This is a genomic window from Micromonospora sp. DT81.3, from assembly GCF_049847225.1.
Taxonomy (GTDB): domain Bacteria; phylum Actinomycetota; class Actinomycetes; order Actinomycetales; family Microbacteriaceae; genus Microbacterium.
In genome coordinates this window covers 84,496-110,847 of record NZ_JBNCNY010000006.1, presented here as the reverse complement: position 1 = coordinate 110,847, position 26,352 = coordinate 84,496, and the positions used below count along the sequence as shown (strand labels likewise).

The window sequence follows — 26,352 nt, the reverse complement described above, 5'->3', positions numbered from 1 at the left end:
CTGCGAGCACAACGGCGGGGATCCCTAGGGACACGCCGGCTCGGGCATCCGTGATGGGTGTGTCGCCTACGATCCCCGCCGTTGTGCTGCCAACCGGGTCAGCAGAGTCCCTGGGAACGGCCGTCCGCGCGAGAATGGTTCACCCGACGGCCGCTGCCAGCACAACGGCGGGGATCCCTCGGGACACGCCGGCCCTCGGCATCCGTGCTCGGAGTGTCGCGCACAATCCCCGCCGCTGTGCCGCCGACACGGTCGGCGGAGTCTCCTGAGAGCCGCCGTCCGCGCGAGAATGGTGCACCCGACCGCCGCGGCGAGCACAACGGCGGGGATCCGTCGCGACACGCCGGCCCTCGGCATCCGTGAACGGCGTGTCGGCAGCAATCCCCGCCGCTGTGCCGCGAACGCCCTCAGCGGAGGTGCCGAGAGGCCGCAATCTGAGCGAGGATCGCGCGCTCGACGAGGTCCCAGTCGTGTACGACCATGGCGTAGTCGAAACGCAGCGTCACGTAGTCCCACGCGGCGGCGTTGGCGTCGCGCACCAGGTCCTTGTGTCGGAGGGACGTGCCATCGGGATGCAGCGCCGACTCGTCGTGGTTGGCCCTCCCATCGACCTCGAGGAGGAGCCGCTCGCCGACGAGGAAGTCGACACGGCCAACGCCCGCGATCTCGACCTGCGTCCGGACCGAGAGGCCGTATCGGCGCAGCCGCCAGCGCAAGAGCGACTCGAGGCCGCTGTCGGAGTTCGACCGAGCGAACGCGATGGCGTCCCGCCCGGCATCGTTCGTCTGGCTGCGCAGCCAGGCGAGGGCCGCCTTCGTGGGCGCCGCTGGCGCAGGGCGGACTCGAGAGCGACGAAGAACGACTCGACGCCCCGGCATCCGAGAATCTGTCGGAGCACCCGGGGGAGCGACGGAGGGGCGAACGGGTCCGCTCGCGCTCCGTCATCCCAGTGCTCCATACACAGGCACGACGGGTGCGGATGCCGGTGTCCTGTGCCGCGCATCCACACATGCACCTCGGACTCGGGCTCGATCACCCACAGTCCGAGATGGCGCGCGGCGGACACACAGGCCAGCGGACCGCCGTGTCGCGCCGCGTCGAGAACGTAGCCGCATGCTCCGGAGGCCGCGTACACACCTCGCCGGAGCCACAGCATCCGCCCCTCATCGACAGCGGTCGCGATCGCCGTCCGGCTCGTCCCGGTCGCTCGAAGCCGGCCGTACGTCTGGATGGGCTCAGGCGATAGGCACACGTCAGATCGTGCGTCGCGTCGCTTGTCCGCCGGCCCGAAAGAGGTGATCTGTGGATCACGGAGCCGTGGAGGTGCTCAGTGGAGGGGGCGTCAAGAGGCGGCTCGGGAGTCTTTGCCCGGACGCCTCCTGCCCCTCGGACACAACTGCGGGGATCCTCGGCGACACGCCGGGATTGGACGCCGCCCGACGGCGTGTCGCGGGCGATCCCCGCCGTTGTGCCCGCAGGACCTCCAGCGGCGCCGCAGGCGCCCGACCCGACCGCCCGAACCCCGACCCGACCGCCCGAACCCCGGGCCCGCCCCGGCCCCGCCCCGGACCTGCCTACCCGAACCGGCCGGAGACGTAGTCCTCGGTCGCCTGCACCGACGGCGTCGTGAAGATCGCACGCGTGTCGTTGTACTCGATGAGCTTGCCCGGCTTGCCGGTGCCCGCGATGTTGAAGAACGCGGTCTTGTCGCTGACGCGGGATGCCTGCTGCATGTTGTGCGTCACGATGACGATCGTGTAGTCCTTCTTGAGCTCGCCGATCAGCTCCTCGATCGCGTACGTCGAGATCGGGTCGAGGGCCGAGCACGGCTCGTCCATCAGCAGCACCTCGGGCGAGACGGCGATCGCGCGGGCGATGCACAGGCGCTGCTGCTGGCCGCCCGAGAGTCCGGAGCCGGGGCGGTCGAGGCGGTCCTTGACCTCGTTCCACAGGTTCGCGCCTTGCAGTGACTTCTCGACGAGCGCATCCGCGTCGCTCCTGGAGATCCGGCTGTTGTTGAGCTTCACACCGGCCAGCACGTTCTCGCGGATCGACATGGTCGGGAACGGGTTCGGCCTCTGGAACACCATGCCGACCTGACGACGAACCAGCACCGGGTCCACCCCGGGGCCGTACAGGTCGCTGCCGTCCAACAGGACCTCGCCCTCCACGCGCGCTCCGGGGATGACCTCGTGCATGCGGTTGAGGGTGCGCAGGAAGGTGGACTTGCCGCAGCCGGATGGGCCGATGAACGCGGTGACGCTGCGGGGATCGATCTCGAGCCCGACGCCTTCGACGGCGAGGAAGTCGCCGTAGTAGACGTTCAGGTCGTTCACTTCGATGCTCTTGGACACGGTGCTCTTTCTTTCCTTGTCAGCGACCGGTCTTCGGCGAGAAGACCTTGGCGACGATGCGCGCGATGAGGTTCAGCAGCATCACGATGATGATGAGGGTGAGGGCGGCGGCCCACGCCCGGTCGAGGTACGCGGAGGCCGGGATGCCCTGATTCGCATACTGGGTGTACGTGAAGACCGGCAGGGTCTGCATCCGGCCGGAGAAGAGGTCGTAGTTGACGGATGCCGTGAAGCCGGCCGTGATGAGCAGCGGCGCTGTCTCGCCGATGACGCGGGAGATGGAGAGCATGATGCCCGTCGTGATGCCGGCGATGGATGTCGGGAGCACGACCTTCACCACGGTCAGCCACTTCGGCACGCCGAGGGCCAGGGATGCCTCCCGCAGCTCGTTCGGCACCAGCTTGAGCATCTCCTCGCTGGAGCGCACCACCACCGGGATCATCAGCACGGCCAGGGCGACCGATCCCATGAAGCCCATCCGGATGCCCGGTCCGAAGAAGAGCGCGAAGAGCGCGTAGGCGAAGAGGCCGGCGACGATGGACGGGATGCCGGTCATGACGTCCACGAGGAAGGTGATTCCGCGCGCCAGCGCTCCACGGCCGTACTCCACCAGATAGATCGCGGTGAAGAGCCCGATCGGGATGGAGATCACGGCGGCGGCGAATGTGATCAGCAGTGTGCCGATGATCGCGTGGAGTGCGCCACCGCCCTCGCCCACCACATTGCGCATCGAGTTGGTGAAGAACATCACATCGAAGCGATTGATGCCGTAGGTGATCACCGTGTAGGCCACAGAGATGAGCGGCACCATCGCGATGAGGAACGCTCCGGTCACGAGGCCGGTGACGAACCGGTCGGTCGCCCGGCGGCGGCCCTCGACGATGGCCGAGATGACGCCGATCAGCAGCAGGTAAAGCAGCGCCGATACGACGAGCCAGCCGCCGTAGTTCAGGCCGGCGTCGCCGGCGACGGCCATCGTTCCGAAGAGAGCGAGCGAGATGGCGAGGCTCGCGGCGAGCAGGCCCCATGGCGCCCAGACGGCGAGGTGACCGGCGGTGATGCTCCGGTGCGAGGACTCGGTGCTGGCCGGCGCGGGAGCGGGAGTGGCGGTGATCGTCATGTCAGTTGGCCCCCGAGAATTCCTTGCGCCGGCTGACGATCCAGCGGGCAAGCGCGTTGACGGCGAAGGTCACGACGAACAGGATGAGACCCGTCGCGATCAGCACGTTGATGTTGGTGCCGAAGGCCTCAGGGAACTTCAGCGCGATGTTTGCGGCGATCGTCAGCGGGTTGGTCGAGGTCAGCACCTGCCACGAGACGATGTTCGTCGCAGAGAGCACCATCGCGACGGCCATCGTCTCGCCGAGCGCGCGGCCGAGACCGAGCATGGATGCTGAGACGATACCGCTGCGACCGAACGGCAGCACCGCCATCCGGATCATCTCCCAGCGGGTCGATCCGAGCGCGAGCGCCGCCTCTTCGTGCAGCACCGGGGTCTGCAGGAAGATCTCCCGGCAGATGGCGGTGATGATCGGTATGACCATGACGGCGAGCACCATGCCGGCGGTGAGGATCGTGCGGCCGGTGCTCGATGCCTCACCGGAGAACAGCGGGAACCAGCCCATGTTGACCGTCAGCCACTCGTACAGGGGCTGGACGGCCGGGGCCAGCACCATGATGCCCCAGAGGCCGAAGACCACCGAGGGCACCGCGGCCAGCAGATCGACGACGTAGCCGAGCGCCGCAGCGAGCCGGCGAGGGGCGTAGTGCGAGATGAAGAGGGCGACGCCGATCGAGATGGGCACGGCCATCAGCAGCGCCAGGATCGCCGCGTACACGGTGCCGAAGAGCAGCGGCCAGACATAGTCCCAGAAGTTCGTCGTCAGGAGCGAGGCGTCCTCGCTCGTGGCCGTCAGCGCCGGGATCGACTGGACGAGGAGGAACACCGCGACCGCGGCGAGCGTCACCAGGATCATCGATCCGGCGAAGAGAGCGGCTCCGGAGAACCAGCGGTCTCCCGGCCGGACCTTGGCCTTGGGCTTCGCCGGGGCGGGCGCCGGAGGCGGAGCCGGGGCTTCAGTGGTCGTCATGCGCGGGGCATTCCTCACTCGGAGTGGATCCGGCCCCGGACTCCCTGCGGGAGACCGGGGCCGGGAAGGGCTACTGGATCAGCGCGATCGCCGCGTCGACCTGCTCGCGAACCGTGTCGGAGATCGGTGCGCTGCCGGCCGCTGCGGCAGCCTCGTCCTGACCCTCGGGGCTGGCGACGTAGCTCAGGAAGCCCTTGACGAGCTCCGCGATCGCGGCGTCCTCGTACTGCTCGCAGGCGATCATGTAGCTCACGAGGACGATGGGGTACACGCCCGCTTCCTGCGTGGTGCGATCGATCGCGATGGCGAGGTCTCCCTCGGTGCGGCCCTCTTCGAGTGGGGAGGCGTCGATGATGGCCGCTGCCGCCTCGGGGGAGTACTCCACGAACTCCTCGCCGACCTGCACGGCGACCGTGCCCAGCTCACCGGCGCGGGAGGCGTCGGCGTAGGTGATCGTGCCCTGGCCGCCCTCCACCGCCGAGATGACACCAGACGTTCCCTGCGCGGCCTCGCCGGTCTGAAGCGGCCACACACCATCGGGCTCGCTGGTCCAGACGTCCGGCGCCGTGGCGAAGAGGTAGTCGGTGAAGTTCTCCGTGGTGCCCGAGTCGTCGGAGCGGTGCACCGGGGTGACGGCCAGATCCGGCAGGGTCGCGTCGGCGTTGAGCGCCGCGATGGCCGGGTCGTTCCAGTTGGTGATCGTGCCGGCGAAGAGGCCCGCGATCGTGGCGGCGTCGAGGTTCAGCGTCTCGACGCCCTCGATGTTGAAGACGACCGCGATCGGCGAGACGTACGTCGGCAACTCGATGATCGGCGAGTCGGCGGCGCAGGCGTCGAAGGGCCCCGCCTCGATCTCCTCGAGGTCGAACGCGCGGTCGGAGCCGGCGAAATTCACGGCGCCGGCCTGGAAGGACTCGCGGCCCGTGCCGGAACCGGCGGGGTCGTAGTCGATCGTGACGTCGGGATTGGCCGTCTGGAAGCCGGCGCTCCACGCCTGGACCGCCACCTCCTGGGCCGACGAACCGGAGCCGACGAGGTTGCCGGACAGGCTGCTTTCCTCGCTGGGAGCGTCGGTGCCGCTGGCGGTGCCGCCTTCGTTCGCGGCGCATGCGGTGAGGGCGAGGGCTGCCACGGCGCCGATGGCGCCGATGCGGGCAATGCGAGAGAGCTTCACTGTGTGAATCCTTCGGGTGTCAGGGACGGCCCCGCTGCAGGGCCCGCTCTGAAGGTAGAAGCGGATTCTTAAGAGAGTGCGCGCTGACGGTGAACGGAAGGTGAACTGGGTACGTCCGCCCGACACCGGCGTCTACTCTGCAAGGGCGTGCGCCTACTCCGCCGTCGCTTCCGGCTACTCGCGCGGTTCGTGCGTCTCGATGGCCACGATGCCCGAACCGGGGTTCGTCGCCGACAGGTGCACCACCGAGAAGGCTCCGGTCTCCAGCGCCGCCGCGCTCCCGAGGTACGACCCTCGCAGGGTCCCGGTGGCAAGGGCGATCTCGTTGATGATGTCCGGGAGCACCGGTCCGTGGCTGCACAGCACCGCCGCCTTGCGCGAGCGCACCCGTTTGCCGATCACCCCGCGCACGTCGGATTCGCCCTCCTCCCAGGCGTCCTGGCTGATGGCCGGGGTCCGCTCGACCGAGCGACCGAGTGCCACCGCGAGGGGCGTCACGGTCGTGACGCAGCGCACCGCCGGGCTCGAGATGATCTTCCGGACGCCGAAGGCCCTGAGCGGTCCGACGATCACCCCCGCCTGCTTGGCGCCGCGCGCGGTCAGCGGCCTCGCGGCATCCGGTCCCTTCCAGTCCCCGCGTGCGACCGCCTTGCCGTGTCGGAGAGCGATGATCGGAAAGGTCTGCAGCACGCCGTCGTCGACGAACCGGAGGAAGTTCTCGAGGATCTCGACGTCGACGGGGTAGCTCAGGTACGCGAGCGCCCGCTTCGGCGTGACCCACTCCAGCGCGGCGATCTCCTTGTTCGGCACGAACGCCGAGGCGCGGATGGCGTCATCGGTCGCCTCGGCTGCCCAATAGTGCACGATCTTCTGACGCTTGCTGGGCATGCGATAGTGCGAGACGCCGACGGGGATGCCGAGACGCACGCGGATGCCGGTCTCCTCGAAGACCTCGCGCACGGCCGTCTCGGCCAGCGTCTCGCCGGGGTCGACCTTGCCCTTGGGGAGGGTGACATCGGCATACGTCGTCCGGTGGATCACGAGCACCATCAGCCTGCCCTCGATGAGGCGCCAGATCACAGCACCCGCGGCGTAGACCGCGGTCTCGCTCATCGGGCGACTCGGGTCCGTCGTCGGCGGATGACCCGCGCCATGTTGCGCTCCTGGAGGTCGGCGAGGTGCGCGCCGTCCGGGCCCTCGCTGTGCCGCACCCACTCGCCGTCCGGCTCCAGCCACCACGACGCGGTGGCGTCATCCATCGCCTGATCGAAGAGATCCTCGATCTGGGTGAGGTGGGCCGGCGAGACGACCCGCACGAGCGCCTCCACCCGGCGGTCGAGGTTGCGGTGCATCATGTCGGCGCTGCCGATGTAGACCTGCGGGTCGCCGTCGTTGGCGAACATGAAGATCCGCGAGTGCTCGAGATACCGGCCCAGGATGCTGCGGACACGGATGTTCTCGCTCATCCCCTCCACGCCCGCCTTGAGGCTGCAGATCCCTCGTACCCACACATCGATCGGCACGCCCGCCTGGCTCGCCCGGTACAGGGCGTCGATGATCTGCTCGTCGACCATGGAGTTCACCTTGATGCGGATGCCTGACGGCTTGCCGGCGAGCGCATTGCGGCGCTCCTTGTCGATGAGGCGGAGCAATCCCTTGCGCAGGTGAAGCGGGGCGACGAGCAGGCGCTTGAACTTCTTCTCGATGGCGTAGCCGCTCAGCTCGTTGAACAGCCGGGTCAGGTCCTTGCCGACCTGCGGGTCGATCGTGAAGAGGCCGAGATCCTCGTAGAGCCGGCTGGTCTTCGGATTGTAGTTTCCGGTGCCGATGTGGCTGTAGCTGCGCAGCATCCCGTTCTCTTCGCGGATGACGAGCGCGAGCTTGCAGTGGGTCTTCAGCCCCACGAGCCCGTACACGACGTGCACGCCGGCCTTCTCGAGCTTTCGGGCCCAGGAGATGTTCGCCTGTTCGTCGAAACGGGCCTTGATCTCCACCAGGGCGAGCACCTGCTTGCCCGCTTCGGCCGCGTCGATGAGCGCCTCGACGATGGGCGAATCGCCGCTCGTGCGGTACAGAGTCTGCTTGATGGCCAGCACATGGGGGTCGGCCGCCGCCTGCTCGAGGAAGGCCTGCACGGAGGTCGTGAACGACTCGTACGGGTGGTGCACCAGCACGTCTTCCTTGCGGATGGCGGCGAAGATGTCGGCGCGCCCGTTCTGCTCGGCCGGCTGGAAGGCCATCGCCGTCGTCGGTACGCGCGGCGGGTAGCGCAGCTCCGGTCGATCGAGCTTGGCCATGTCGAAGAGGCCCCGCAGATCGAGCGGACCGGGGAGGCGGTAGACCTCCTGCTCGGTGATGTCGAGCTCGCGGATCAGCAGCCCGAGCGTGAGGTCGTCCATGTCGTCGGTGATCTCGAGCCGGATGGGCGGACCGAACCGGCGGCGCAGGAGCTCCGCCTCGAGCGCCTGGATCAGGTTCTCGGTCTCGTCCTCCTCGATCACCACGTCTTCGTTGCGCGTGAGGCGGAAGGTGTGGTGATCGAGCACCTCCATGCCGGGGAACAGGTCGCCCAGGTTGTTGGAGATCAGATCCTCGAGCGGCAGGTACTTCGTGTCGCTGTTCTCCGACGGGACCTCGACGAAGCGCGGCATCATCGGAGGCACCTTGACGCGGGCGAACTCTTCGCGGCCGGTCTTGGCGTTGCGGATGCGGACGCTGAGATTGAGGCTGAGCCCGGAGATGTAGGGGAAGGGATGCGCGGGGTCGACCGCCAGCGGCATCAGCACGGGGAACACCTGCTGCTGGAAGTACTCGTACAGCCCGGCGCGCTCGTCATCATCCAGCGCGGACCAGGTCGTGACGCTGATGCCGACGCTCTCGAGGGCGGGTTTGACGGCTCGCGTCCACACGTCGGCGTGCCGCAGCTGCAGGGTGTGGGCGGCCGCAGAGATGTCGGCGAGCGCCTCCGCCGGCTGCCGGCCGACGTTCGTCGGCACCGCGAGCCCGGTGACGATGCGGCGTTTGAGGCCTGCCACCCGGACCATGAAGAACTCGTCGAGGTTGCTGGCGAAGATCGCGAGGAAGTTCGCCCGCTCGAGCAGGGGGAGGGTGTCGTCTTCGGCCAGCTCGAGCACCCGCTGGTTGAAGGCGAGCCAGCTCAGCTCCCTGTCGAGATAGCGGTTGTCGGGCAGCAGCTCGTCGAACGCCTCGAAGGCTTCGTCGAAGTCATCGTCGGAGTCACCCAGGCCGGCATCGAGGATCGCGTGATCGATCATGTCTTCATCATTGCAGGGCGACGTGTCGCTGGTGTGAACTCCGCAGAAGGTCCACTCACGCCGAGCCCCGCCACACGATCTCCGAAGGCAGCAGAACGTCGCGGGAGGCCGGCTCTCCGCGCAGCTGCCGCAGCACCAGCATGGCGGCCTCCCGCCCGAGCCCTTCGGCCGGCTGATGCACCGTCGACAGGGGCGGAACCGTCCTCCTCGCCCACTCGCTGTCATCGAAGCCGACCACCCCGACATCCTCGGGCACCCGCCTGTGGGCGCTCCGCAGCGCATCCATCGCGCCGGCCGCGACGGCATCGGACGCCGCGAACACGCCGTCCAGATCCGGCGCCCGCTCCAGCAGCCGCCGCATCCCCTCCCGGCCCGCCGAGTACGAATAGAGCGAGACCGGCTCCACGAGGGCGTCGTCGTATGCGGCCCCGAGCGCGTCGGCGAATCCCGCCAGACGGTCCGCGCCGGAATCGCGGTCGAGTGCTGCGGCGATCATGCCGATGCGCCGGCGCCCGGTGGCGGCGAGTCGTTCGGTGATCGCGCGCGCGGAGCCGCGGTTGTCGATGACGACGAACGCGGCCGAGGCGGCCCCCGGGGGATGGCCGACGAAGGCGGCGGGAAGGCGGAGTCGCTCCAGCACCCGGCCGATGGGATCGTACGCACGTGCCGAAACCACGATCGCCCCGTCGACGGCGCCTCCGGAGAGGTAGCGGGCGACGCGATCCGTATCCCGATCCGTATCGATGATGAGCACCGCCATCTGCAGGTCGGCGTCGGAGAGCGCGGTGTTGGCCCCCAGCAGGATGCGGCCGATGTTGGGGTCCTCGACGAACAGAGAATGCGGTTCGTGCACGATGAACGCGACGGTCTCCGTCCGCTGCATCACGAGGTGTCGAGCGGCGGTGTTGGGAACGTAGCCCACTTCGGCGATGGCGGCCTCGATGGCCGCGCGGGCAGAGGCCGAAACGTACGGTTCGCCGTTCACGAAGCGGCTGACGGTGCCGCGTGAGACGCCGGCGACGCGCGCGACGTCGTGCACGGTGGCACGGCGGGGGCGGTCGGAAGCGGTCGACACGTGACCACTGTATCGCCCGGTCGCTTGACAGACCGGATTGGCGGGTGCGAGGCTGTGCACGTTCACAGAAGCTCGAGGGCGAGTCTTTGCTCGCGAGGCTGTGCACGTGCACACACACGCCGCCGACGTCGCTCAGGAGATCCGTGAACCCGCACCTCGCCTCGCCCGAGCCGCGCATCGCCAAGCCCCGGTACGTGCACCGCGGCATCGACTTCGGATGCGACTACAACCCCGAGCAGTGGGACCCCGCCGTCTGGCGCGAGGACGTCGCGCTGATGCGGGAGGTAGGGGTCGGGCTGGTCGCGGTCAACATCTTCGGCTGGTCGGATCTGCAGGGCCCCGACGGTGCCATCGACTTCTCGCGGCTCGACGAGATCATCGCGCTGCTGCATGGGGCCGGCATCCGGGTGAACCTGGGCACGGGCACATCGTCACCGCCGCCCTGGCTCACCGCGCGGCATCCGGAGATCCTTCCGATGGTAGAGGACGGGACCACGCGCTACCCCGGCGGCCGTCAGGCGTGGTGCCCGAGCTCTCCGGTGTTCCGGCAGCACGCGCAGGCCCTCGTGGAGGCGGTTGCAGAACGCTACGGCCGCCACCCGGCCGTCGCTCTCTGGCACGTCTCCAACGAGCTCGGCTGCCACAACGCGCACTGCTTCTGCGACGTGAGTGCCGGGGCTTTCCGGATCTGGCTGCAGAAGCGCTACGGGTCGATCGAGTCCCTCAACCGCGCATGGGGCACGAGCTTCTGGAGTCAGCGGTACACCGACTGGGACGAGATCGGCACGCCGCGCCTCACGCTCTCGTCGCGCAATCCGAGCCAGATGCTCGACTTCTCGCGCTTCAGCTCCGACGAGCTGCTCGACTACTATCGCGCGGAGGCAGCCGTGCTCCGCCGACACAGCGATGTGCCGGTCACCACGAACTTCATGGTGACGGCGCACATCCGCGACCTGGACTACTGGTCGTGGGCGGAAGAGATGGATGTCATCGCCAACGACCACTATCTCGACAACCGCCTCGCCGACCCGGCCGCCGAGCTCGCCTTCGCGGCCGATCTGACGCGGGGGCTCTCCGGGGGTTCCCCGTGGATGCTGATGGAGCACTCGACCGGCGCCGTCAACTGGCAGCCGCACAACCTGGCGAAGGCGCCGGGGCAGATGACGCGCGATTCCCTCCGGCATGTGGCGCGCGGCGCCGATTCGGTGTGCTTCTTCCAGTGGCGCGCCTCACTGCAGGGCTCCGAGAAATACCACTCGGCGCTTCTGCCGCACGCCGGCACCGACTCCGCGCTGTGGCGGGAGGCGCTCGAGCTCGGAGCGCTGCTGGAGCGCATGGGAGAGGTCGCCGGCACCCGCGTCGCCGCCGACGTGGCCCTCCTGTTCAGTTGGGAGGCGTGGTGGGCCGGCGACGCAGAGAACCGCCCGAGCGAGTCCGTCTCGTACCTCGACCAGGTCGGGGCCCTGCACCGGGCGCTTCGCGAGTCCGGCGCCACCGTAGACGTCGTCCGCCCGGGCGCAGACCTCTCGGGCTATCGCCTCATCGTGGTTCCGGGCCTGCATCTCGTGCGCGACGAGGATGCGGCGACACTCGACGCCGCCGCTGCCGGGGGAGCGCATGTGCTCGTGACCTTCTACAGCGGCATCGTCGACGAGAACGACAGGGTGCGCGCGGGTGGCTACCCGGGTGCGTGGCGTGAACTGCTCGGCATCCGGGTCGAGGAATTCGCCCCCGTCCTGCCGGGCGAACCGGTGCTGCTGGAATCCGGTACGGTCGCCTCCCTCTGGACCGAGCGCCTCGTCGCGAGCGACGCCGAGGTGCTCGACCGCTTCGTGGGCGGCCCAGCGGGAGGCCTCCCCGCCCTCACGCGCCGCCGGGGGGCGGACGGTGCCGGCGATGCCTGGTATCTCGCAACGCTTCCGGATGCCGCCGGGCTCGCCCGCATCGTCGATCGCGTGTTGAGCGGATCCGATGCGCTGCGCGAGGCCGGCGCCCGCGCCGGCCTGGACATCGTCCGGCGTGTCGGCGACGGCCGCAGCTATCGGTTCCTCATCAACCACGGCACGGAGGACGTGCTGCTCAACGCCCGGGGCCTCGACCTCGTCACAGGCGAAGCCGCCACCGGAACCGTTCGCGTGCCAGCGGGAGCGGTGCGCGTGATCAGAGAGGATGTCGCGCCATGACGGCCCAGATCGTCACAGAGACGCTCGTCACAGGAGGCAGGCGACGCGGCCCCGACCGCCGTCGAGGCCGCCTGCAGCACAAGGGAGCCATCATCGCCTTCGTGGCGCCGTTCGGCATCCTGTTCATCCTCTTCTATCTCGTGCCCATCGCCGTCGCGATCTGGCAGTCGCTGCTCGTCGTCGAGCGGGAGGGAACGTTCGGTGAGGCCAAGGAGGTCTTCGGAGGCCTGCAGCAGTACGCCCTCGTGTTCCAGAACGGCCCGTTCTGGACGTCGGTCGGCCGGGTGCTGCTCTTCGGCATCGTGCAGGTGCCCGTCATGCTCGGGCTGGCGCTGCTCTTCGCGCTGCTGCTCGATTCCCCGCTGCTGCGGGGCCGGCGCTTCTTCCGTCTCGCGTTCTTCGTTCCCTACGCCGTGCCCGGCGTCATCGCGGCGATCATGTGGGGGTTCCTCTACTCGCCGAACCTCTCGCCCTTCACGGTGCTGACCGAGCGCATCGACTTCCTCTCCGCCGACATCGTGCTGTGGGCCATCGCGAACGTCGTCACGTGGGTCTTCGTCGGCTACAACATGCTGATCATCTACTCCTCGCTGCTGGCGATCCCGACCGATATCTACGAGGCCGCCCGGCTCGACGGCGCGGGGCAGATGCGCATCGCATGGTCGATCAAGATCCCGATGGTCCGCCCGTCGCTCGTGCTCACGGCGATCCTTTCGATCATCGGCACGCTGCAGCTGCTCGCCGAGCCGCAGGTGTTCCGCTCGTTCAGCTCCGCGGTGACCAGCACCTACACCCCGAACATGACGATCTACGCCACGTCGGCCGTGCCGAACGTGAGCCTCGCCGCCGCGTTCTCCGTGGTGCTGGCGCTCGCGACCTTCGCGCTGTCGTTCACGTTCCTGCGCATCACCCGACGGAAGGAAGAGTCATGAGCCGTGTGATCGACGCGGATGCCGCGGCGCTCCGCTCCTCCGCCGGCGGCAAGGGCACGCGCACCAAGCCGCAGGAGAGCCTGATCTCTCGCGGGGTCGCCATGATCATCATGCTGACGTTCACGGTCTACTTCCTGATCCCGATCTGGTGGCTGCTGGTCGCATCGACCAAGAGCCGGGGTCAGCTGTTCACCACCAACCCCCTGTGGTTCGCCGACATGGCGTTCTGGAACAACCTGGTGGCGCTGATCGGCTACGACAACGGCATCTACGTGCGCTGGATGGTCAACAGCGTGCTCTACGCCGGTGTCGGCGCCTTCGTCGCGACACTGCTGGCGGGCATGTGCGGCTATGCCCTCGCGAAGTACCGTTTCCGCGGACGGGAGCTGCTGTTCAACGTCGTGCTCGGTGGGGTGCTCGTCCCCGCGACGGCCCTCGCGCTGCCGCTGTTCCTGCTCTTCAGCCAGGTGCAGCTGACCAACACGTTCTGGGCCGTCTTCCTGCCGAGCATCGTCAGCCCCTTCGGGGTCTACCTGGCACGGGTCTTCGCCGAGGCCAGCGTTCCGGAGGAACTGCTGGAGGCGAGCCGCCTGGACGGAGCGGGCGAGCTGCGGACGTTCTTCACGGTATCGATCCGGCTGATGCTGCCGGCACTCGTCACGATCTTCCTGTTCCAGTTCGTCGGCATCTGGAACAACTTCTTCCTGCCGCTGATCATGCTGCGCAGCGAAGAGCTCTTCCCCGTCACCTTCGGGCTCTATGCCTGGAACTCCACGATCAACCAGTTCCCCGAGCTGCGCAGTTTCGTGCTGATCGGCGCGCTGCTGTCGATCATCCCGCTCATCATCACGTTCCTCCTGCTTCAGCGGTACTGGCGCACGGGCCTCGGCACCGGCGCGCTCAAGTGACAGACCCCGGCCGGATCCGACCGGCCGGCCCTCGAAAATCCACCACTGAGAAATCCACCACCCCAGAAAGAGAGACCATGCGTCACATGAAGCGAGCAGCAGCAGCGGCGGTGATCACCTCCGTCGCCCTTGCGATGGCCGGTTGCTCCGCAGGAAGCGGCGACGGCGGCGGCACTGATGCCGGCGCGTGCGAGCCTTCCGAAGGGAAGGTCAACCTGTCCTTCACATCGTGGATCCCCGGCATCGAAGAGGCTGTTGCGATGTGGAACGATGCCAACCCCGACATCCAGGTCGAGGTGCAGACCGGTCCGTCCGGCAACGCCGGCACGTACCAGAACTTCTTCAACCAGCTGAAGGCGGGCAACGCCCCCGACCTCGGCCAGATCGAGTACGACGCGCTCCCGAACTTCCGCGTGCAGGACGGCCTCGCCGACCTGGGCGCATGCGAGGAGATCGTTGCGGGCAAGGGCGATTTCGTCGACTGGACATGGGGCCAGGTCACCCTGGGCACCGAGTCAGAGGTCTACGGAGTTCCTCAGGACTCCGGCCCGATGGCGCTCTTCTACCGCTCCGACCTGTTCGAGCAGAACGGGATCGCCGTTCCGACCACCTGGGAGGAGTACAAGGCGGCCGCGGAGAAGATCCGCGCGCTGGGCGGCTACATCACCAATTTCTCGCAGACCGACATCAACCAGTTCGCCGGCTTCGTCTGGCAGGCCGGCGGTGAGTGGTTCGCCAACGACGGCGACGAGTGGACGGTGGAGATGACGGACGAGACCTCCAAGCAGGTCGCCGACTACTGGCAGGACCTGATCGCCAACGACCTCGTCTCGACCTACCCCGCGTGGACCGACGAATGGAACAACGCGTACAACTCCGGCGAGGTGTGGTCGTGGAACTCGGCCGTATGGGGTGCCAACTCCATCGCCAGTGGGGCTCCCGACACCGCAGGCAACTGGTCCGTGGCAAAGGCGCCGCAGTGGAACGCGGGCGAGTCCGCCGCCGGAAACTGGGGCGGATCCTCGATCGCCGTCTTCAAGGGAACCGAGCACCTCTATGAGGCCGCGAAGTTCGCGCTCTGGCTCAACACATCGGAGGAGTCGCTGACCTCTCTGAACGAGACGGCGGCGATCTACCCGGCGACGAAGGCGGGTCTGGAGCTTCCCGCGCTCTCCGAGGGCGTTCCGTTCTACGGCGACCAGCCGATCTACGACGTCTTCGCCGAGGCTGCCGGTGAGGTCGACCCCGACTTCGTGTGGGGTCCGACCATGACGCAGACGTACGCGGACGTCTCGGACGGATTCAAGGCCGCCGTCAGTGGCAGTGGAACCCTTGCGGATGCCCTCGCCACCGGGCAGGATGCCACGATCGCGGCGATGGAGGCCCAGTCCATCCCCGTCGCCGAGTAGTCCACGGATCCGTGCCGCGGGCGTCGGTCTCAGACCGATGTCCGCGGCACCACCGTGTCCGCGGTCGCACGCGAGGCGGGCTCAGCTCTTGCGGGGAGCCGGAACCGCGTCGTCCTCGTAGACGTTGAAGCGGTAGCCGACGTTGCGCACCGTGCCGATCAGCTGCTCGAGGTCGCCGAGCTTGGCGCGGAGGCGGCGCACGTGCACGTCCACGGTGCGCGTGCCGCCGAAGTAGTCGTAGCCCCACACCTCGCTGAGCAGCTGCTCGCGCGTGAACACCCGTGAGGGGTGCGTGGCGAAGAAGTGCAGGAGCTGGAACTCCTTGTAGGTCAGATCCAGCGGCTTGCCGTGCACCTTGGCGGAGTATGAGGATTCGTCGATCGTGATTCCGGAGGTCTGGATGCGCGTCGAGACCTGCTCCTGCGTCATCCGCCCCATCGCCAGGCGGACGCGTGCATCGACCTCTGCGGGACCCGCGGTGAAGAGGATGACGTCATCGACGCCCCAGTCGGTGGACACGGCGGTCAGCCCGCCCTCTGTCACCACGAGCAGCAGCGGGGCATCGAGCCCCGTGGTGTTCAGGATCTTGCAGAGGGATTTGGCCCCGACGAGGTCCACGCGCGCATCGACGAAGATGACGTCGGCGCTCGGTGCGTTGACCAGCTGGGCCGGCTCCGCGGGGATCTGGCGCACTCGGTGGCTCAGCAGTTCGAGCGAAGGCAGGACAGCACCCCCGCCCTGGGCGGAACTCAATACGAGAAGCTGAGCCAACGCGTTCCTTTCGGGCGGGCGGTTCCGCGCCGTGGTTCCAATGATAGGCCGTGCCCTATCATGGCCGATTCTTGTGCGTCCCGAGGCATCCTGCGACAGAATGAGGGCATGACGACACCGGAGCTCGCTCCCCGCAGCATGTTCGGCGGGGTCGTCGCGGTGTGGGTCACCGGCGGCCTCGTCGCCATCGCCATCGGACTCTTCGTTCCCCCCGATTGGCGCGCCGCATGGCTGACCGTCGGGCTCGGGGCGTGCCTGCTCCTCGCCTTCGCCGTGCAGCTCTTCACCGGCCGGTCCAAGGGGTTCATCGACCGCGTCGCGGCGAGCGTCCTGGGCGCCCTCGTGGTGATGGGCGTTATCTCCGCGGGGCTCGGACTCGCGGCGATCATTCCGGGATAAAGTGAAGTCATGGATCTCGTCGCGCTCGAACTGTTCTACGTCGGACTGCTCGGCCTGGCATCGCTGGCGATCGCGTTCGTCTCGGGCGTCGTGCTCCTGAACCTCTTCCGCGGCCAGCGCTGACGAGGCGAGTCGTGTTCGATCTTCCGACCGACCTGCCCGCCGACCTCGCACCCCTCGCCTGGCTCGTCGGCGTCTGGGAGGGCACCGGCGTGATCGACTATCGCGTCGGCGACACGCACTACGCGGGCGAGTTCGCGCACCGGGTGAGCTTCAGCCACGACGGCGGCCCGTACCTCAACTACTCCGCGACCGCATGGCTGGCGGTCGCCGACGATGCTCCTCGGGTGCCCCTGGTCGCCGAGGTCGGCTTCTGGCGGCTGATCCGCGAGGCGACGGATGCCGACCCAGGGCCAGGACTGCTGCCTCCGACGGCCGATGCCCCTCCTCGCACCGCCGACGATGTGGAGCGACTCCGAACCCCTGACGGCGGCTTCGACATCGAGGTGTCGATCGTGCACTCCGACGGGGTGAGCGAGCTGTATCTCGGGCAGGCGCGCGGTCCTCGCATCGACATCGCGACGGATGCCGTCGTGCGCACGGCCGGGGCGAAGCACTATGCCGCGGCCACTCGCATGTACGGGCTCGTCGATGGGCACCTGCTGTGGGCGTGGGACATCGCTGCGCTGGGCCAGGAGCTCGGCTCCCATGCCTCGGCCCGGCTGGCGCGAGCGGAGTGACCTTCTGATGACCGATTTCACCTCCCGCCCCGGTGCGGTCTCCGGCGACGCCGGCATCCTGCACTACGGCAACCCTCTCGGCGAGCAGCGCCGGCTCGCGGACGGCGACGCGATCGTCGATCGCACCGATCGCCGCGTGCTCTCGGTCACCGGGCCGGATCGGCTGACCTGGCTGGACTCGATCGCGTCGCAGGCACTGGCCGCCCTGGAGCCCGGGCGGGGCACGGAGTTGCTCATCCTCGATCCCAACGGGCGGGTCGAGCACGCCGCATCCGTCGTCGATGACGGCGAGACGACGTGGCTGATCGTCGATGAGGGCGACGCGCCGGGCCTGGGCGCCTGGCTTCGCCGCATGGTCTTCCGCTCCCGGGTGGAGGTGCGCGACGAGCCGGATGTCGCGATCATCGCCTTCCTCGGCGACGGTCCCGCTCGGCGGGCGGTCGAGGATGTCGCACCGGACGCCTTCGTGTGGGCCGATCCGTGGGCCGCGGTGACGCCGGGCGGCTGGCAGTACGCCGCGGTCGACCCGCATCCCGGCGCGGGCTTCGCGTGGCGCGAGGCGATCGTGGCCCAGCCCGCCCGCGATGCACTCGCCGCGGGGAAGACCCCGGTGGCCGGGCTGCTCGCCGCAGAAGCCCTGCGCATCGCCGCCTGGCGCCCCCGGTGGGCCAATGAAGTGGACGAGCGCTCCCTGCCGCACGAGGTCGACTGGCTGCGCAGCGCCGTGCACCTCAGCAAGGGCTGCTACCGCGGTCAGGAGACCGTGGCGAAGGTGCACAACCTCGGGCACCCTCCGCGGCGGCTCGTTCTGCTGCATCTCGATGGCAGCGACAGCGTGCTGCCCGATCCGGGTGCGCCCGTGCTGAGCGGGGATGACACGGTGGGCGCCATCACCTCGTCCGCGCTGCACTACGAAGAAGGCCCGATCGCGCTCGCGATCATCACGCGCCGCGTGCCCGATGACGCGCCACTCGCGGTTCGGGCCGACGAGGTGCTGATCGCCGCCGGCCAGGAGGTCATCGTGCCGGCGGATGCCGGGGCCACCGCATCCGTCCCTCGTCTGCCTCGTCTGAACCGTCGCGCTCCCGCTCGATGAGTCAGGGGACCGGCGACCGCCCGGAGCCGGTCACCGCTCCCATCGCCGTCGGGTGGCGCACCAGGATCGATCCGTCCCGGCGTGTGCGCCGGGTGCGGGACTCCGGGCTCGCGATCATCCAGATCGTCGTGGCCTCGACGGCGGCCTATGCCTTCGCGTCATCGGTGCTCGGGCATCCCGCGCCGCTGCTGGCCGCCACGGTGACGGTCTCGAGCCTCGGGCTGGTGCGCGACGCGCGGCCGCGCCGAGTGCTCGAGACGGTGCTCGGCATGCTCCTCGGCATCCTGGTCAGCGAGCTGCTGCTGATCGTCGCGGGCACCGGATGGTGGCAGCTCGCCCTGGCGCTCGGTCTCACCCTCGCGGTCGCCCGCTTCCTGTCGCCGCAGGCGAGCTTCGCGATCGCCGCGGCCATCCAGTCCCTGATCGTCATGGTCATCCCGATGACCGGCGGCGCCCCCTTCGTGCGTCTCACGGACGGGATCGTCGGCGGGGTCTTCGCGCTCCTCGTGACGGCGCTGATCCCGCGCAGTCCCCGGCGCGTGGAACTCCGCGATGCCCGGGCGCTGTTCCGGGATGTCGGCAGCGCCGCGGCGGCCCTCGGCCAGGCGCTGCGGCGATCGGACCGGATGCGCGCCGAGCGCGGGCTCGAGAAGGCACGCGCCCTGCAGTCGCGCGTGGACGAGTGGCGGGATTCCCTGGATTCCGGTCTGGCGATCGCCCGGATCTCGCCGTTCCTGCGCCGACAGCGCGGCGAGCTCGACCGACACGCCCGCGTGCTGGCTGCGATGGATCTCGCCACCCGCAACCTGCGCGTCATCGCCCGCCGGGTCGTCTATCTCTGCGACGACGGCACCCCGAGACCCGTCGCCGCGGATGTGCTGGCAGAGCTGGCGAGGGGCATCGACCTCGTGGGGCGCTCCCTGGATGACATCTCCCTCGAGCCGGTCGCCCGGGAGACCATCCGCGCGATCGCCGCGCATCTCGATCCACGGGAGCTGATGCCCGGTGCCTCGCTGGGGGACCAGAACCTGCTCGCGGCGATGCGACCGCTCGCGGTCGACCTCCTCGTCGGCACCGGGATGACGCAGGCGGATGCCCGCGCGGCGGTGCCGCGCATCTGAGCCGCCGCGCGGCGGTGCCGCGCATCTGAGCCGCCGCGGGTTCGGGGCGCATCCCCTCCGTCGGGGCGCACGCATTGCGCCCCGACGGAGGGATCGCGCCCCGACCGCTCGCGCGCGGGCGCGTCGTGCGCCGTCGGTATCATGGGGCCATGACCGCGCCCTACACGCTGATCCTGCTCCGCCACGGCCAGAGCGAATGGAACGAACTCAACCTCTTCACGGGATGGGTCGACGTCCGGCTCACCGAGCAGGGCAAGGCCGAGGCCCAGCGTGGCGGCGAGCTGCTCGCCGAGGCCGGGTTGCACCCCGACATCCTCTACACATCGGTGCTGAGCCGCGCGATCCAGACCGCGAACATCGCGCTGGACGCGGCCGATCGGCTCTGGATCCCTGTCAAGCGCACGTGGCGCCTGAATGAGCGCCACTATGGAGCGCTGCAGGGCAAGGACAAGGCTCAGACGCTGGAGGAGTTCGGTCAGGAGCAGTTCATGCTCTGGCGCCGCTCGTTCGACGTGCCGCCCCCGCTGCTCGCGGAGGACGACCAGTACAGCCAGATCGGCGATCCGCGCTATGCCGGCATGGACGGCGAGGTGCCCCGCACGGAGTCGCTCAAGCTCGTCATCGACCGCCTTCTCCCCTACTGGGAGACCGACATCGCCGCCGACCTGCGCAATGGCAAGGTGGTGCTCGTCACCGCCCACGGCAACTCGCTGCGCGGACTCGTCAAGCACCTGGAAGGCATCAGCGATGCCGACATCTCGGAACTGAACATCCCCACCGGCATCCCGCTGGTCTACAAGCTGGACGAGAACCTCGTGCCGCTCGGCCCGGGCGAGTACCTCGATCCCGACGCCGCAGCGGCCGGCGCGGCCGCCGTCGCCGCGCAGGGCAAGAGCTAGCAGGCACGGCGAGGGGGCGGCGCGGGCCGCCCTCCTCGCGGGGCGCCCTCCGGCTAGAGCTGCTCGACGGGCTCGGACGCCGGCGACCAGTCACCGGTGGCGAGGTAAACGACCCTCTTCGCCACGGCGACGGCGTGGTCGGCGAACCGCTCGTGGTAGCGGCTCGCCAGTGTCGCGTCGACCGTGGCCACGGCCTCGCCCTGCCAGTTCTCGCCCAGCACCTTCTCGAAGACGCTGACGTGCAGCTCGTCGATGAGGTCGTCGGAGTTGCGGATCTCCTCCGCGAGGGTGAGGTCCTGGGTGCGGAGCAGCTCGGCGAGCTTGCGGGCGACGTCGACATCCAGCTCGCCCATCCGGGCGAACGTGCTCTTCAGCCCCTTGGGCACCGCGCGCTCGGGGAAGCGGTAGCGGGCGAGCTGGGCGATGTGCTCCGCGAGGTCGCCCATGCGCTCCAGCGACGCGCTGACACGAAGTGCCGTCACCACGATGCGCAGGTCGCGCGCGACCGGCTGCTGGCGGGCGAGGATCTCGATCGCGATCTCATCCAGGGCGACGGCCCGCTCGTCGATGTGGGCGTCGTCGGCGATGACCTCTTCGGCCAGGCCGACATCGCTCGTGCCGAACGCACGGGTGGCCTTGTCGATCGCGACCGTGACAAGCTCGGCGATCTCGACAAGCCGGTACTGGACGTCCTCCAGGGACTGGTGGAACACTTCGCGCATCGAGGTACCCTTTCATCGTCGCGGCCCGGCATCGCACGGGGCATCACGACCCTGCGTGATCATCGTCAGCGAAGGTTAACGAACGGTGCCGCCCACGTGAATAGTAGCCCGGCGGCTCCTTCCCGGCTCCGAACCGTCGCAGAGGCGACACCCTGCGCCATACCCTTGAGCCATGGACACCATGCAGCTCGCGCTGCTCGCCCTGCTCGTCGGGGTGCTCATCGGAGCAGGCGTGGCATCCATCGTCCTCCTCGCCCTGCGGGCGCGGGATCGCGTGCGTCTGGAGTCCAGCGCGGAGCTGCCGGACGGCATCGCGGCCGTGCTCGACGGCATGGATGACGCGGCCGCCGTCGTCGACACGTCGCTTCACCTCGTCGCCACCTCGCATGCCGCCGGCCGCCTCGGCATGCATGCGGGAGGGATCCTGGAGAACACCGAGCTGCGTGCGCTCGTCCGGTCGGCGCGCACCGCGGGCGTCGCCCGCGCGGACACGCTGCGCATCCGCCGCGGAGGCCTCTCGTCGGAGTCCCGGCTGGTCGCCGCGCGGGCGAGCGTGCTGAGCCCACGCCTCGCGCTGCTGATCGTGCGCGACATCAGCGAGCAGGAGCGCGTCGAGCAGATGCGCCAGGACTTCGTTGCAAACACCAGCCACGAGCTGAAGACCCCCGTCGGCGCGGTCAGCCTGCTCGCCGAGGCGATCGAGTCGGCGGCCGATGACCCCGACCAGGTCCGGTCGTTCACCGCCCGGCTCTCGGGCGAGGCCGCCCGCCTGTCCCGGCTGACGGCCCGGATCATGAACCTGTCGCGCCTGCAGTCCGCCGATGAGCTCGCGGAGGTGCGCGACGTGTCCATCGACGAGGTGGTCGCCGCATCCGTGGAGTCGCACGTGGTGCAGGCCGACTCCGCCGGTGTGGAGCTGGCGCGAGGCGGCGAGCGCGGGCTGTACGTACGAGGGGATGCGCAGGTGCTCATCGATGCGGTGGGCAACCTGCTCGCCAATGCGATCGCCTATTCCCCCCGCGGGTCCCGCGTCGGCGTCGGAGTCCGCTCCACGCCGGATGTCGTGGAGATCGCCGTCACGGATCAGGGCATCGGGATCGCGGAGGCCGATCAGCAGCGCGTGTTCGAGCGCTTCTACCGCGCCGATCAGGCGCGGTCCCGACGCACCGGTGGCACGGGTCTCGGTCTCGCGATCGTCAAGCACGCCGTGCACCGCCACGACGGCGAGGTGCAGCTCTGGTCACGGCCGGGCCGGGGCTCGACGTTCACCATCCGCCTTCCGCGCAGCGCCGCGCCGATCGATGACCCGTCCCTCAAGAAGCGCCGCAACGGCAAGCCCAAGAAGAGCAGGCCGAAGCCGTCGGCGGCTCCGAAGAGCGGGAGCGCCACCAGCCCGCCGCCCAGCTCCCGGACGACGTCGACCGCGAAGAGCCAGGCGACCGTCGAACCGACCCTCAACCCCCAGAAGACCGTGAACGGAGACCCTGCATGACGCGCGTCCTCCTCGTCGAAGACGAGCCCGACCTCGCCGAGCCGCTCGCCTACCTGCTGCGACGGGAGGGATACGACGTCGAGATCGCCGAGGACGGTCCCGACGCGCTCGTGGCTTTCCGCGACAACGGAGCCGACATCATCCTGCTCGACCTGATGCTTCCCGGGATGTCGGGGACGGAGGTGTGCCGGCAGATTCGCACCACGTCGAGCGTCCCCATCATCATGCTGACGGCCAAGGACTCCGAGGTCGACATCGTGGTGGGGCTGGAGCTCGGCGCCGACGACTACGTCACGAAGCCGTACTCGGCGCGCGAACTGCTCGCGCGCATGAAGTCGGTGCTGCGCCGGTTCGCGAACGTCGAGTCCGACCTCGACGACCGCGTGCTCGAGAGCGGCCGGGTGTCGCTCGACATCGACCGGCACACCGTCTCTGTGGACGGCAAGGTGATCAACATGCCGCTGAAGGAATTCGAGCTGCTCGAGGTGCTGATGCGCAATGCCGGCCGCGTGCTGACCCGGGGGCAGCTGATCGATCGGGTGTGGGGGAGCGACTACTTCGGCGACACCAAGACGCTCGACGTGCACATCAAGCGGATCCGTTCACGCATCGAGGAGAACCCCAGCGAGCCCGTCGCGCTCGTCACGGTGAGGGGTCTCGGCTACCGCTTCGAGTTGTGAGGTCGGAGACCCGCGGTCACGCCGCGGGTCGATGACTCACGGCTCGAAGGGCGCGAGGTACGGGAGGGAGCCGTCGAGCACGGGGACCTCTTGCAGAACGCCCTCGTCATCGCCGGACTGGAAGTAGATCTCGATGGTGCTGCCGGGGAGCGCGTCGAGATCCTCCAGGAGCAGCGGATCCTCGTCCTCGGCACCGAGGCTGACAGTCTCCCGCGGGCCGACGCGGACCGTCGCGGTGGAGTCGTCGCCGTACTCCATGCGCAGCTCCTGGGCCTCGTCGGTCGTGTTGATGATGGCGGCGAGGAAGTTGCCCTCGGTGCCCTCCTCATCCGCCACGATGAGCGCATTGCGCACGAGCAGCGGCCCGGAGTCCGGGACGGAGACGCCGTCGGAGGGGGAGTACCCGATCGTGGTCGCCTGGGTCGACACCATGCTGCAGCCGGCCGTTCCGAGGATCACAGTGGCCCCGATCGCAACGCTCGCCATCAGGCGCGGAGCGCGAGCCGTCTGGCGCGGTGCGAGGGACGCGACGAGGCGCGGTTTCACGGATCCTCCCGGGGGTAGCAAGCAGTCCCGTCATTCTATGGGCTGACGGCCCGCGCCCGTGTGTTCGCCCCCGGTGCTCCGGCCTCAGTGCCGCTCGGCGACGCGGCCGGGCGGCGCGCGGAGAACTCTAGCGTATGTCGCCTGTGGTATCCTGGAGGTTGCCGAAGGGACATAATTCCATGCTTTTTGAGGTTGGCGAGACGGTCGTCTACCCCCACCACGGGGCCGCAACGATTTCCGAAGTGAAGACTCGCATGATCAAGGGCGAAGAGAAGGTTTATCTCAAGCTCCGTGTGACCCAAGGCGATCTGACAATCGAGGTTCCGGCTGACAACGTCGACCTTGTCGGCGTTCGCGACGTCATTGGGAAAGAGGGCCTCGACCGGGTGTTCGAGGTGCTGCGTGCCCCGTTCACCGAGGAGCCGACGAACTGGTCGCGGCGGTACAAGGCAAACTTGGAGAAGCTCGCGTCCGGCGATGTGATCAAGGTCAGCGAGGTCGTGCGCGACCTGTGGCGGCGCGACCAGGACCGTGGGCTGTCCGCGGGTGAGAAGCGCATGCTCGCGAAGGCACGTCAGATCCTCATCTCCGAGCTCGCGCTCGCCGAGAAGACCGACGAGGATCGGGCCAGCCTGGTCCTGGACGAAGTCCTGGCCTCCTGACCCGCGAAGTCCTCGCCTCCTGACCCGCGAGTTCTCCGCATCCTGATCGATGCGTCGATGGCCCGCCATCCCTGTGCCTGACCGGCGCACGGGTGGCGGGCCGTCGCACTAGCGTGGGGGAGTGCACATCACACCCTCTCCGCGCGTCGCGGTCATCGTCGTCGCCGCGGGCTCGGGCACGCGACTCGCGGCCGGCGCGCCCAAGGCCTTCGTCGGGATCGACGAGCACACGATGCTCCGCCATGCGCTCCGCGGCGTGTTCTCCGCCGCTCCGGCGCAGGTGGTCATCGTCGCGCCGTCCGGACGCGAAGGCGAGGCGCTGACGGATGCCGCGGAGGCGTCGGGCGATCGGCGTGAGCTGGTGTCGGTCGTCGCCGGCGGTGAGACCCGTCAGGCCTCCGTCGCGGCGGGGCTGGGAGCAGTGTGGCCCGACGTGCAGATCGTGCTCGTGCACGACGCCGCACGGGCGCTGACGCCCGGCGCGGTCTTCGATCGGGTCGTGGACGCGATCGACCGCACCGGCTGGGGAGTGGTGCCGGTGCTTCCGGTCATCGACACGATCAAGCGGGTCGACGGCGCGCGGATCATCGGGGTCGTCGACCGAGCAGAGCTCGCGGCGGCGCAGACCCCGCAGGGGTTCCGGCGCGACGTGCTGGAGACCTCGTACGCGGTGGCCACGCAGGAGTACACCGACGACGCGGCGCTGGTCGCGGCCGCCGGTCATCCGATCGCGAGTGTCGAGGGCGACCCCCTGTCCTTCAAGATCACGACGCCCGCCGATCTCGAGCGTGCCCGCAGCCTCGTGGCGCAGCATCCGATCCCTCCGATCCGCTCGTCGCTGGACAGGGTCCCTCGCGTGCCGCGCGTGGGGCTCGGGACCGACGTGCACGGCTTCTCGGGCGGCGGCACGCTGTGGCTGGCGGGCCTGGAATGGCCAGGCGAGCCCGCACTGGCCGGGCACTCGGATGGCGACGCCGTCGCGCACGCGATCGTCGACGCGCTGCTGTCGGCCGCGAGCCTCGGCGACATCGGCACGCACTTCGGCACCGCCCAGCCCGAGTACGCGGGCGCCCACGCCGACGCGTTCCTGGCCCGGACGGCCGCGCTCCTGGGCGAGGCGGGCTGGGCCATCGGCAACGTCACGGTGCAGGTGCAGGCGGCCCGCCCGCGGTTCGCAGCGCGCCGTCACGAGGCCGAGGCGGCGCTGTCGGCCGCGCTCGGCGGAGCCGCGGTGTCGGTGTCGGCCACGACCACCGACGGCCTGGGCTTCGTCGGGGCGGGGGAGGGGGTTCAGGCCTTCGCGGTCGCCCTGATCGTGCCTGCCTGAACCGACGCAGGCTCGGACCACAGCCCGGGCTACAGCTCGCGGGTCATGTACACCGAGAACGGATCATCGGTGTAGTCACCGAAGGGGCCGCAGCGGATGAAGCCCTCGCTTTCGTACAGCCGCTGCGCGGGGACGAACTCCGCCGGACTGCCGGTCTCGAGCCAAAGGCTCGTCAGCCCGCGGGAGCGGGCGGCATCCATGATGTGACGAAGGATCGCGCGCCCGACGCCGGCGCCGAGGAAGCGCTCGTCCACCCGCATCGACTTGAGCTCACCACGCCCCTCGCCGAACTCCTTCAGGGCGCCGATGCCCGCAAGCTCGCCGTCGATCCATGCCGACCAGAAGGACACCGCCGGGTCGGTCAGGCGGTCGACGTCGAGCGCGTGCACGCTCTCGGGCGGAGACGTGGCGTGCATCCCCTCCAGGTGCAAGGCGATGAGGGCGCGGGTCGCGTCACCGCTCAGGTCGTCGTTGCGGATGTCGATGTGTGTCACGGT

General features: G+C 69.1%; 25 protein-coding genes and 1 pseudogene. 14 read left to right on the top strand and 12 right to left on the bottom strand.

The features are described 5' to 3' along the window. Positions 1-407: 407 nt before the first annotated feature. From ACPW96_RS14620 to ACPW96_RS14585, 8 genes are all read right to left on the bottom strand, one after another. Positions 408-878 (bottom strand): endonuclease domain-containing protein, encoded by a 471-nt coding sequence (locus ACPW96_RS14620; protein ID WP_425883951.1) that lies wholly within the window; start codon positions 876-878, stop codon positions 408-410. A 696-nt stretch (positions 879-1,574) separates the two neighbouring features. After that, positions 1,575-2,354, bottom strand: a complete 780-nt coding sequence (gene pstB / locus ACPW96_RS14615) for a phosphate ABC transporter ATP-binding protein PstB (protein ID WP_425883949.1) — start codon at positions 2,352-2,354, stop codon at positions 1,575-1,577. Positions 2,355-2,373: 19 nt separating this feature from the next. Beyond that, complete coding sequence (gene pstA / locus ACPW96_RS14610) at positions 2,374-3,474, bottom strand: phosphate ABC transporter permease PstA (protein WP_425820838.1); 1,101 nt, start codon at positions 3,472-3,474, stop codon at positions 2,374-2,376. Between the two features lies 1 nt (position 3,475). Continuing rightward, positions 3,476-4,444: a phosphate ABC transporter permease subunit PstC gene (pstC, locus tag ACPW96_RS14605; protein ID WP_425820839.1), complete on the bottom strand. Its 969-nt coding sequence runs from the start codon at positions 4,442-4,444 to the stop codon at positions 3,476-3,478. A gap of 70 nt (positions 4,445-4,514) precedes the next feature. After that, complete coding sequence (pstS, locus tag ACPW96_RS14600; protein WP_425820840.1) at positions 4,515-5,618, bottom strand: phosphate ABC transporter substrate-binding protein PstS; 1,104 nt, start codon at positions 5,616-5,618, stop codon at positions 4,515-4,517. A gap of 174 nt (positions 5,619-5,792) precedes the next feature. Then, positions 5,793-6,731 carry an NUDIX hydrolase gene (locus ACPW96_RS14595; protein ID WP_425820841.1) on the bottom strand — a complete coding sequence of 313 codons (939 nt, stop codon included), beginning with the start codon at positions 6,729-6,731 and terminating at the stop codon, positions 5,793-5,795. Further along, complete coding sequence (locus ACPW96_RS14590) at positions 6,728-8,893, bottom strand: RNA degradosome polyphosphate kinase (protein WP_425820842.1); 2,166 nt, start codon at positions 8,891-8,893, stop codon at positions 6,728-6,730. The genes ACPW96_RS14595 and ACPW96_RS14590 overlap by 4 nt, the downstream gene beginning before the upstream one ends. A 55-nt stretch (positions 8,894-8,948) precedes the next feature. Then, entirely contained in the window at positions 8,949-9,968 is a 1,020-nt protein-coding gene (locus tag ACPW96_RS14585; RefSeq protein WP_425820843.1) for a LacI family DNA-binding transcriptional regulator, read from the bottom strand. Between the two features lie 143 nt (positions 9,969-10,111). On the opposite strand from ACPW96_RS14585, the gene ACPW96_RS14580 reads away from it, so the two are divergent. The 4 genes from ACPW96_RS14580 (at position 10,112) to ACPW96_RS14565 (ending at position 15,400) form a co-directional block, all read left to right on the top strand. Beyond that, entirely contained in the window at positions 10,112-12,151 is a 2,040-nt protein-coding gene (locus ACPW96_RS14580) for a beta-galactosidase (protein ID WP_425883947.1), read from the top strand. Continuing rightward, a complete protein-coding gene (locus tag ACPW96_RS14575; protein ID WP_425820845.1) occupies positions 12,148-13,083 on the top strand; it encodes a carbohydrate ABC transporter permease in 936 nt (311 codons plus the stop codon). The genes ACPW96_RS14580 and ACPW96_RS14575 overlap by 4 nt, the downstream gene beginning before the upstream one ends. Then, positions 13,080-13,991, top strand: coding sequence for a carbohydrate ABC transporter permease (locus tag ACPW96_RS14570; RefSeq protein ID WP_425883945.1), 912 nt, complete (start codon positions 13,080-13,082; stop codon positions 13,989-13,991). Before ACPW96_RS14575 ends, ACPW96_RS14570 begins: the two co-directional genes overlap by 4 nt. An 86-nt stretch (positions 13,992-14,077) precedes the next feature. Further along, positions 14,078-15,400 (top strand): ABC transporter substrate-binding protein, encoded by a 1,323-nt coding sequence (locus tag ACPW96_RS14565; protein WP_425883943.1) that lies wholly within the window; start codon positions 14,078-14,080, stop codon positions 15,398-15,400. 81 nt (positions 15,401-15,481) lie between these two features. Here the strand turns inward: ACPW96_RS14565 and ACPW96_RS14560 are convergent, their stop codons facing one another. Then, positions 15,482-16,171 (bottom strand): winged helix-turn-helix domain-containing protein, encoded by a 690-nt coding sequence (locus ACPW96_RS14560; RefSeq protein WP_425820847.1) that lies wholly within the window; start codon positions 16,169-16,171, stop codon positions 15,482-15,484. A gap of 108 nt (positions 16,172-16,279) precedes the next feature. Here ACPW96_RS14560 and ACPW96_RS14555 point away from each other — a divergent pair, with 108 nt between their 5' ends. The 5 genes from ACPW96_RS14555 (at position 16,280) to ACPW96_RS14535 (ending at position 20,426) form a co-directional block, all read left to right on the top strand. Beyond that, positions 16,280-16,570 (top strand): hypothetical protein, encoded by a 291-nt coding sequence (locus tag ACPW96_RS14555; RefSeq protein ID WP_425820848.1) that lies wholly within the window; start codon positions 16,280-16,282, stop codon positions 16,568-16,570. Between the two features lie 134 nt (positions 16,571-16,704). After that, on the top strand, positions 16,705-17,310 hold the full coding sequence (locus tag ACPW96_RS14550; protein ID WP_425820849.1) for an FABP family protein: 606 nt from the start codon (positions 16,705-16,707) through the stop codon (positions 17,308-17,310). A gap of 7 nt (positions 17,311-17,317) precedes the next feature. Then, the gene (locus ACPW96_RS14545; RefSeq protein WP_425883942.1) at positions 17,318-18,406 is read left to right on the top strand and encodes a YgfZ/GcvT domain-containing protein; all 1,089 of its coding nucleotides are present in this window, start codon (positions 17,318-17,320) and stop codon (positions 18,404-18,406) included. Then, positions 18,403-19,527 carry an FUSC family protein gene (locus tag ACPW96_RS14540; protein ID WP_425883941.1) on the top strand — a complete coding sequence of 375 codons (1,125 nt, stop codon included), beginning with the start codon at positions 18,403-18,405 and terminating at the stop codon, positions 19,525-19,527. The genes ACPW96_RS14545 and ACPW96_RS14540 overlap by 4 nt, the downstream gene beginning before the upstream one ends. 149 nt (positions 19,528-19,676) lie before the next feature. Next, complete coding sequence (locus ACPW96_RS14535; RefSeq protein ID WP_425820852.1) at positions 19,677-20,426, top strand: phosphoglyceromutase; 750 nt, start codon at positions 19,677-19,679, stop codon at positions 20,424-20,426. Between the two features lie 53 nt (positions 20,427-20,479). Here ACPW96_RS14535 and phoU read toward each other — a convergent pair whose 3' ends face one another. Next, positions 20,480-21,148: a phosphate signaling complex protein PhoU gene (gene phoU, locus ACPW96_RS14530; protein ID WP_425820853.1), complete on the bottom strand. Its 669-nt coding sequence runs from the start codon at positions 21,146-21,148 to the stop codon at positions 20,480-20,482. Between the two features lie 172 nt (positions 21,149-21,320). On the opposite strand from phoU, the gene ACPW96_RS14525 reads away from it, so the two are divergent. Then, positions 21,321-22,640, top strand: a complete 1,320-nt coding sequence (locus ACPW96_RS14525) for a sensor histidine kinase (RefSeq protein WP_425820854.1) — start codon at positions 21,321-21,323, stop codon at positions 22,638-22,640. After that, positions 22,637-23,320, top strand: coding sequence for a response regulator (locus ACPW96_RS14520; RefSeq protein WP_425820855.1), 684 nt, complete (start codon positions 22,637-22,639; stop codon positions 23,318-23,320). The genes ACPW96_RS14525 and ACPW96_RS14520 overlap by 4 nt, the downstream gene beginning before the upstream one ends. A 36-nt stretch (positions 23,321-23,356) precedes the next feature. Here ACPW96_RS14520 and ACPW96_RS14515 read toward each other — a convergent pair whose 3' ends face one another. Then, positions 23,357-23,866, bottom strand: coding sequence for a hypothetical protein (locus tag ACPW96_RS14515; protein WP_425883939.1), 510 nt, complete (start codon positions 23,864-23,866; stop codon positions 23,357-23,359). A gap of 179 nt (positions 23,867-24,045) precedes the next feature. On the opposite strand from ACPW96_RS14515, the gene ACPW96_RS14510 reads away from it, so the two are divergent. The 3 genes and pseudogenes from ACPW96_RS14510 (at position 24,046) to ispF (ending at position 25,855) form a co-directional block, all read left to right on the top strand. Continuing rightward, positions 24,046-24,528 carry a CarD family transcriptional regulator gene (locus tag ACPW96_RS14510; protein ID WP_425821069.1) on the top strand — a complete coding sequence of 161 codons (483 nt, stop codon included), beginning with the start codon at positions 24,046-24,048 and terminating at the stop codon, positions 24,526-24,528. A 121-nt stretch (positions 24,529-24,649) separates the two neighbouring features. Continuing rightward, positions 24,650-25,321: pseudogene (gene ispD, locus ACPW96_RS14505) on the top strand (2-C-methyl-D-erythritol 4-phosphate cytidylyltransferase); the annotation flags it as partial. 63 nt (positions 25,322-25,384) lie between these two features. After that, positions 25,385-25,855, top strand: coding sequence for a 2-C-methyl-D-erythritol 2,4-cyclodiphosphate synthase (gene ispF, locus ACPW96_RS14500; protein ID WP_425884212.1), 471 nt, complete (start codon positions 25,385-25,387; stop codon positions 25,853-25,855). 29 nt (positions 25,856-25,884) lie between these two features. Here ispF and ACPW96_RS14495 read toward each other — a convergent pair whose 3' ends face one another. After that, positions 25,885-26,349, bottom strand: coding sequence for a GNAT family N-acetyltransferase (locus tag ACPW96_RS14495; RefSeq protein WP_425883937.1), 465 nt, complete (start codon positions 26,347-26,349; stop codon positions 25,885-25,887). Positions 26,350-26,352 lie beyond the last annotated feature (3 nt).

What these genes read in the sequence shown, in the direction of transcription:
- ACPW96_RS14620 (WP_425883951.1), bottom strand. Translation starts at nt 878, where the DNA reads ATGCCGGGGCGTCGAGTCGTTCTTCGTCGCTCTCGAGTCCGCCCTGCG.
- pstA (WP_425820838.1), bottom strand. Translation starts at nt 3,474, where the DNA reads ATGACGATCACCGCCACTCCCGCTCCCGCGCCGGCCAGCACCGAGTCC.
- pstC (WP_425820839.1), bottom strand. Translation starts at nt 4,444, where the DNA reads ATGACGACCACTGAAGCCCCGGCTCCGCCTCCGGCGCCCGCCCCGGCG.
- ACPW96_RS14595 (WP_425820841.1), bottom strand. Translation starts at nt 6,731, where the DNA reads ATGAGCGAGACCGCGGTCTACGCCGCGGGTGCTGTGATCTGGCGCCTC.
- ACPW96_RS14590 (WP_425820842.1), bottom strand. Translation starts at nt 8,893, where the DNA reads ATGATCGATCACGCGATCCTCGATGCCGGCCTGGGTGACTCCGACGAT.
- ACPW96_RS14575 (WP_425820845.1), top strand. Translation starts at nt 12,148, where the DNA reads ATGACGGCCCAGATCGTCACAGAGACGCTCGTCACAGGAGGCAGGCGA.
- ACPW96_RS14570 (WP_425883945.1), top strand. Translation starts at nt 13,080, where the DNA reads ATGAGCCGTGTGATCGACGCGGATGCCGCGGCGCTCCGCTCCTCCGCC.
- ACPW96_RS14565 (WP_425883943.1), top strand. Translation starts at nt 14,078, where the DNA reads ATGAAGCGAGCAGCAGCAGCGGCGGTGATCACCTCCGTCGCCCTTGCG.
- ACPW96_RS14555 (WP_425820848.1), top strand. Translation starts at nt 16,280, where the DNA reads ATGACGACACCGGAGCTCGCTCCCCGCAGCATGTTCGGCGGGGTCGTC.
- ACPW96_RS14545 (WP_425883942.1), top strand. Translation starts at nt 17,318, where the DNA reads ATGACCGATTTCACCTCCCGCCCCGGTGCGGTCTCCGGCGACGCCGGC.
- ACPW96_RS14540 (WP_425883941.1), top strand. Translation starts at nt 18,403, where the DNA reads ATGAGTCAGGGGACCGGCGACCGCCCGGAGCCGGTCACCGCTCCCATC.
- ACPW96_RS14535 (WP_425820852.1), top strand. Translation starts at nt 19,677, where the DNA reads ATGACCGCGCCCTACACGCTGATCCTGCTCCGCCACGGCCAGAGCGAA.
- phoU (WP_425820853.1), bottom strand. Translation starts at nt 21,148, where the DNA reads ATGCGCGAAGTGTTCCACCAGTCCCTGGAGGACGTCCAGTACCGGCTT.
- ACPW96_RS14525 (WP_425820854.1), top strand. Translation starts at nt 21,321, where the DNA reads ATGGACACCATGCAGCTCGCGCTGCTCGCCCTGCTCGTCGGGGTGCTC.
- ACPW96_RS14520 (WP_425820855.1), top strand. Translation starts at nt 22,637, where the DNA reads ATGACGCGCGTCCTCCTCGTCGAAGACGAGCCCGACCTCGCCGAGCCG.
- ACPW96_RS14510 (WP_425821069.1), top strand. Translation starts at nt 24,046, where the DNA reads ATGCTTTTTGAGGTTGGCGAGACGGTCGTCTACCCCCACCACGGGGCC.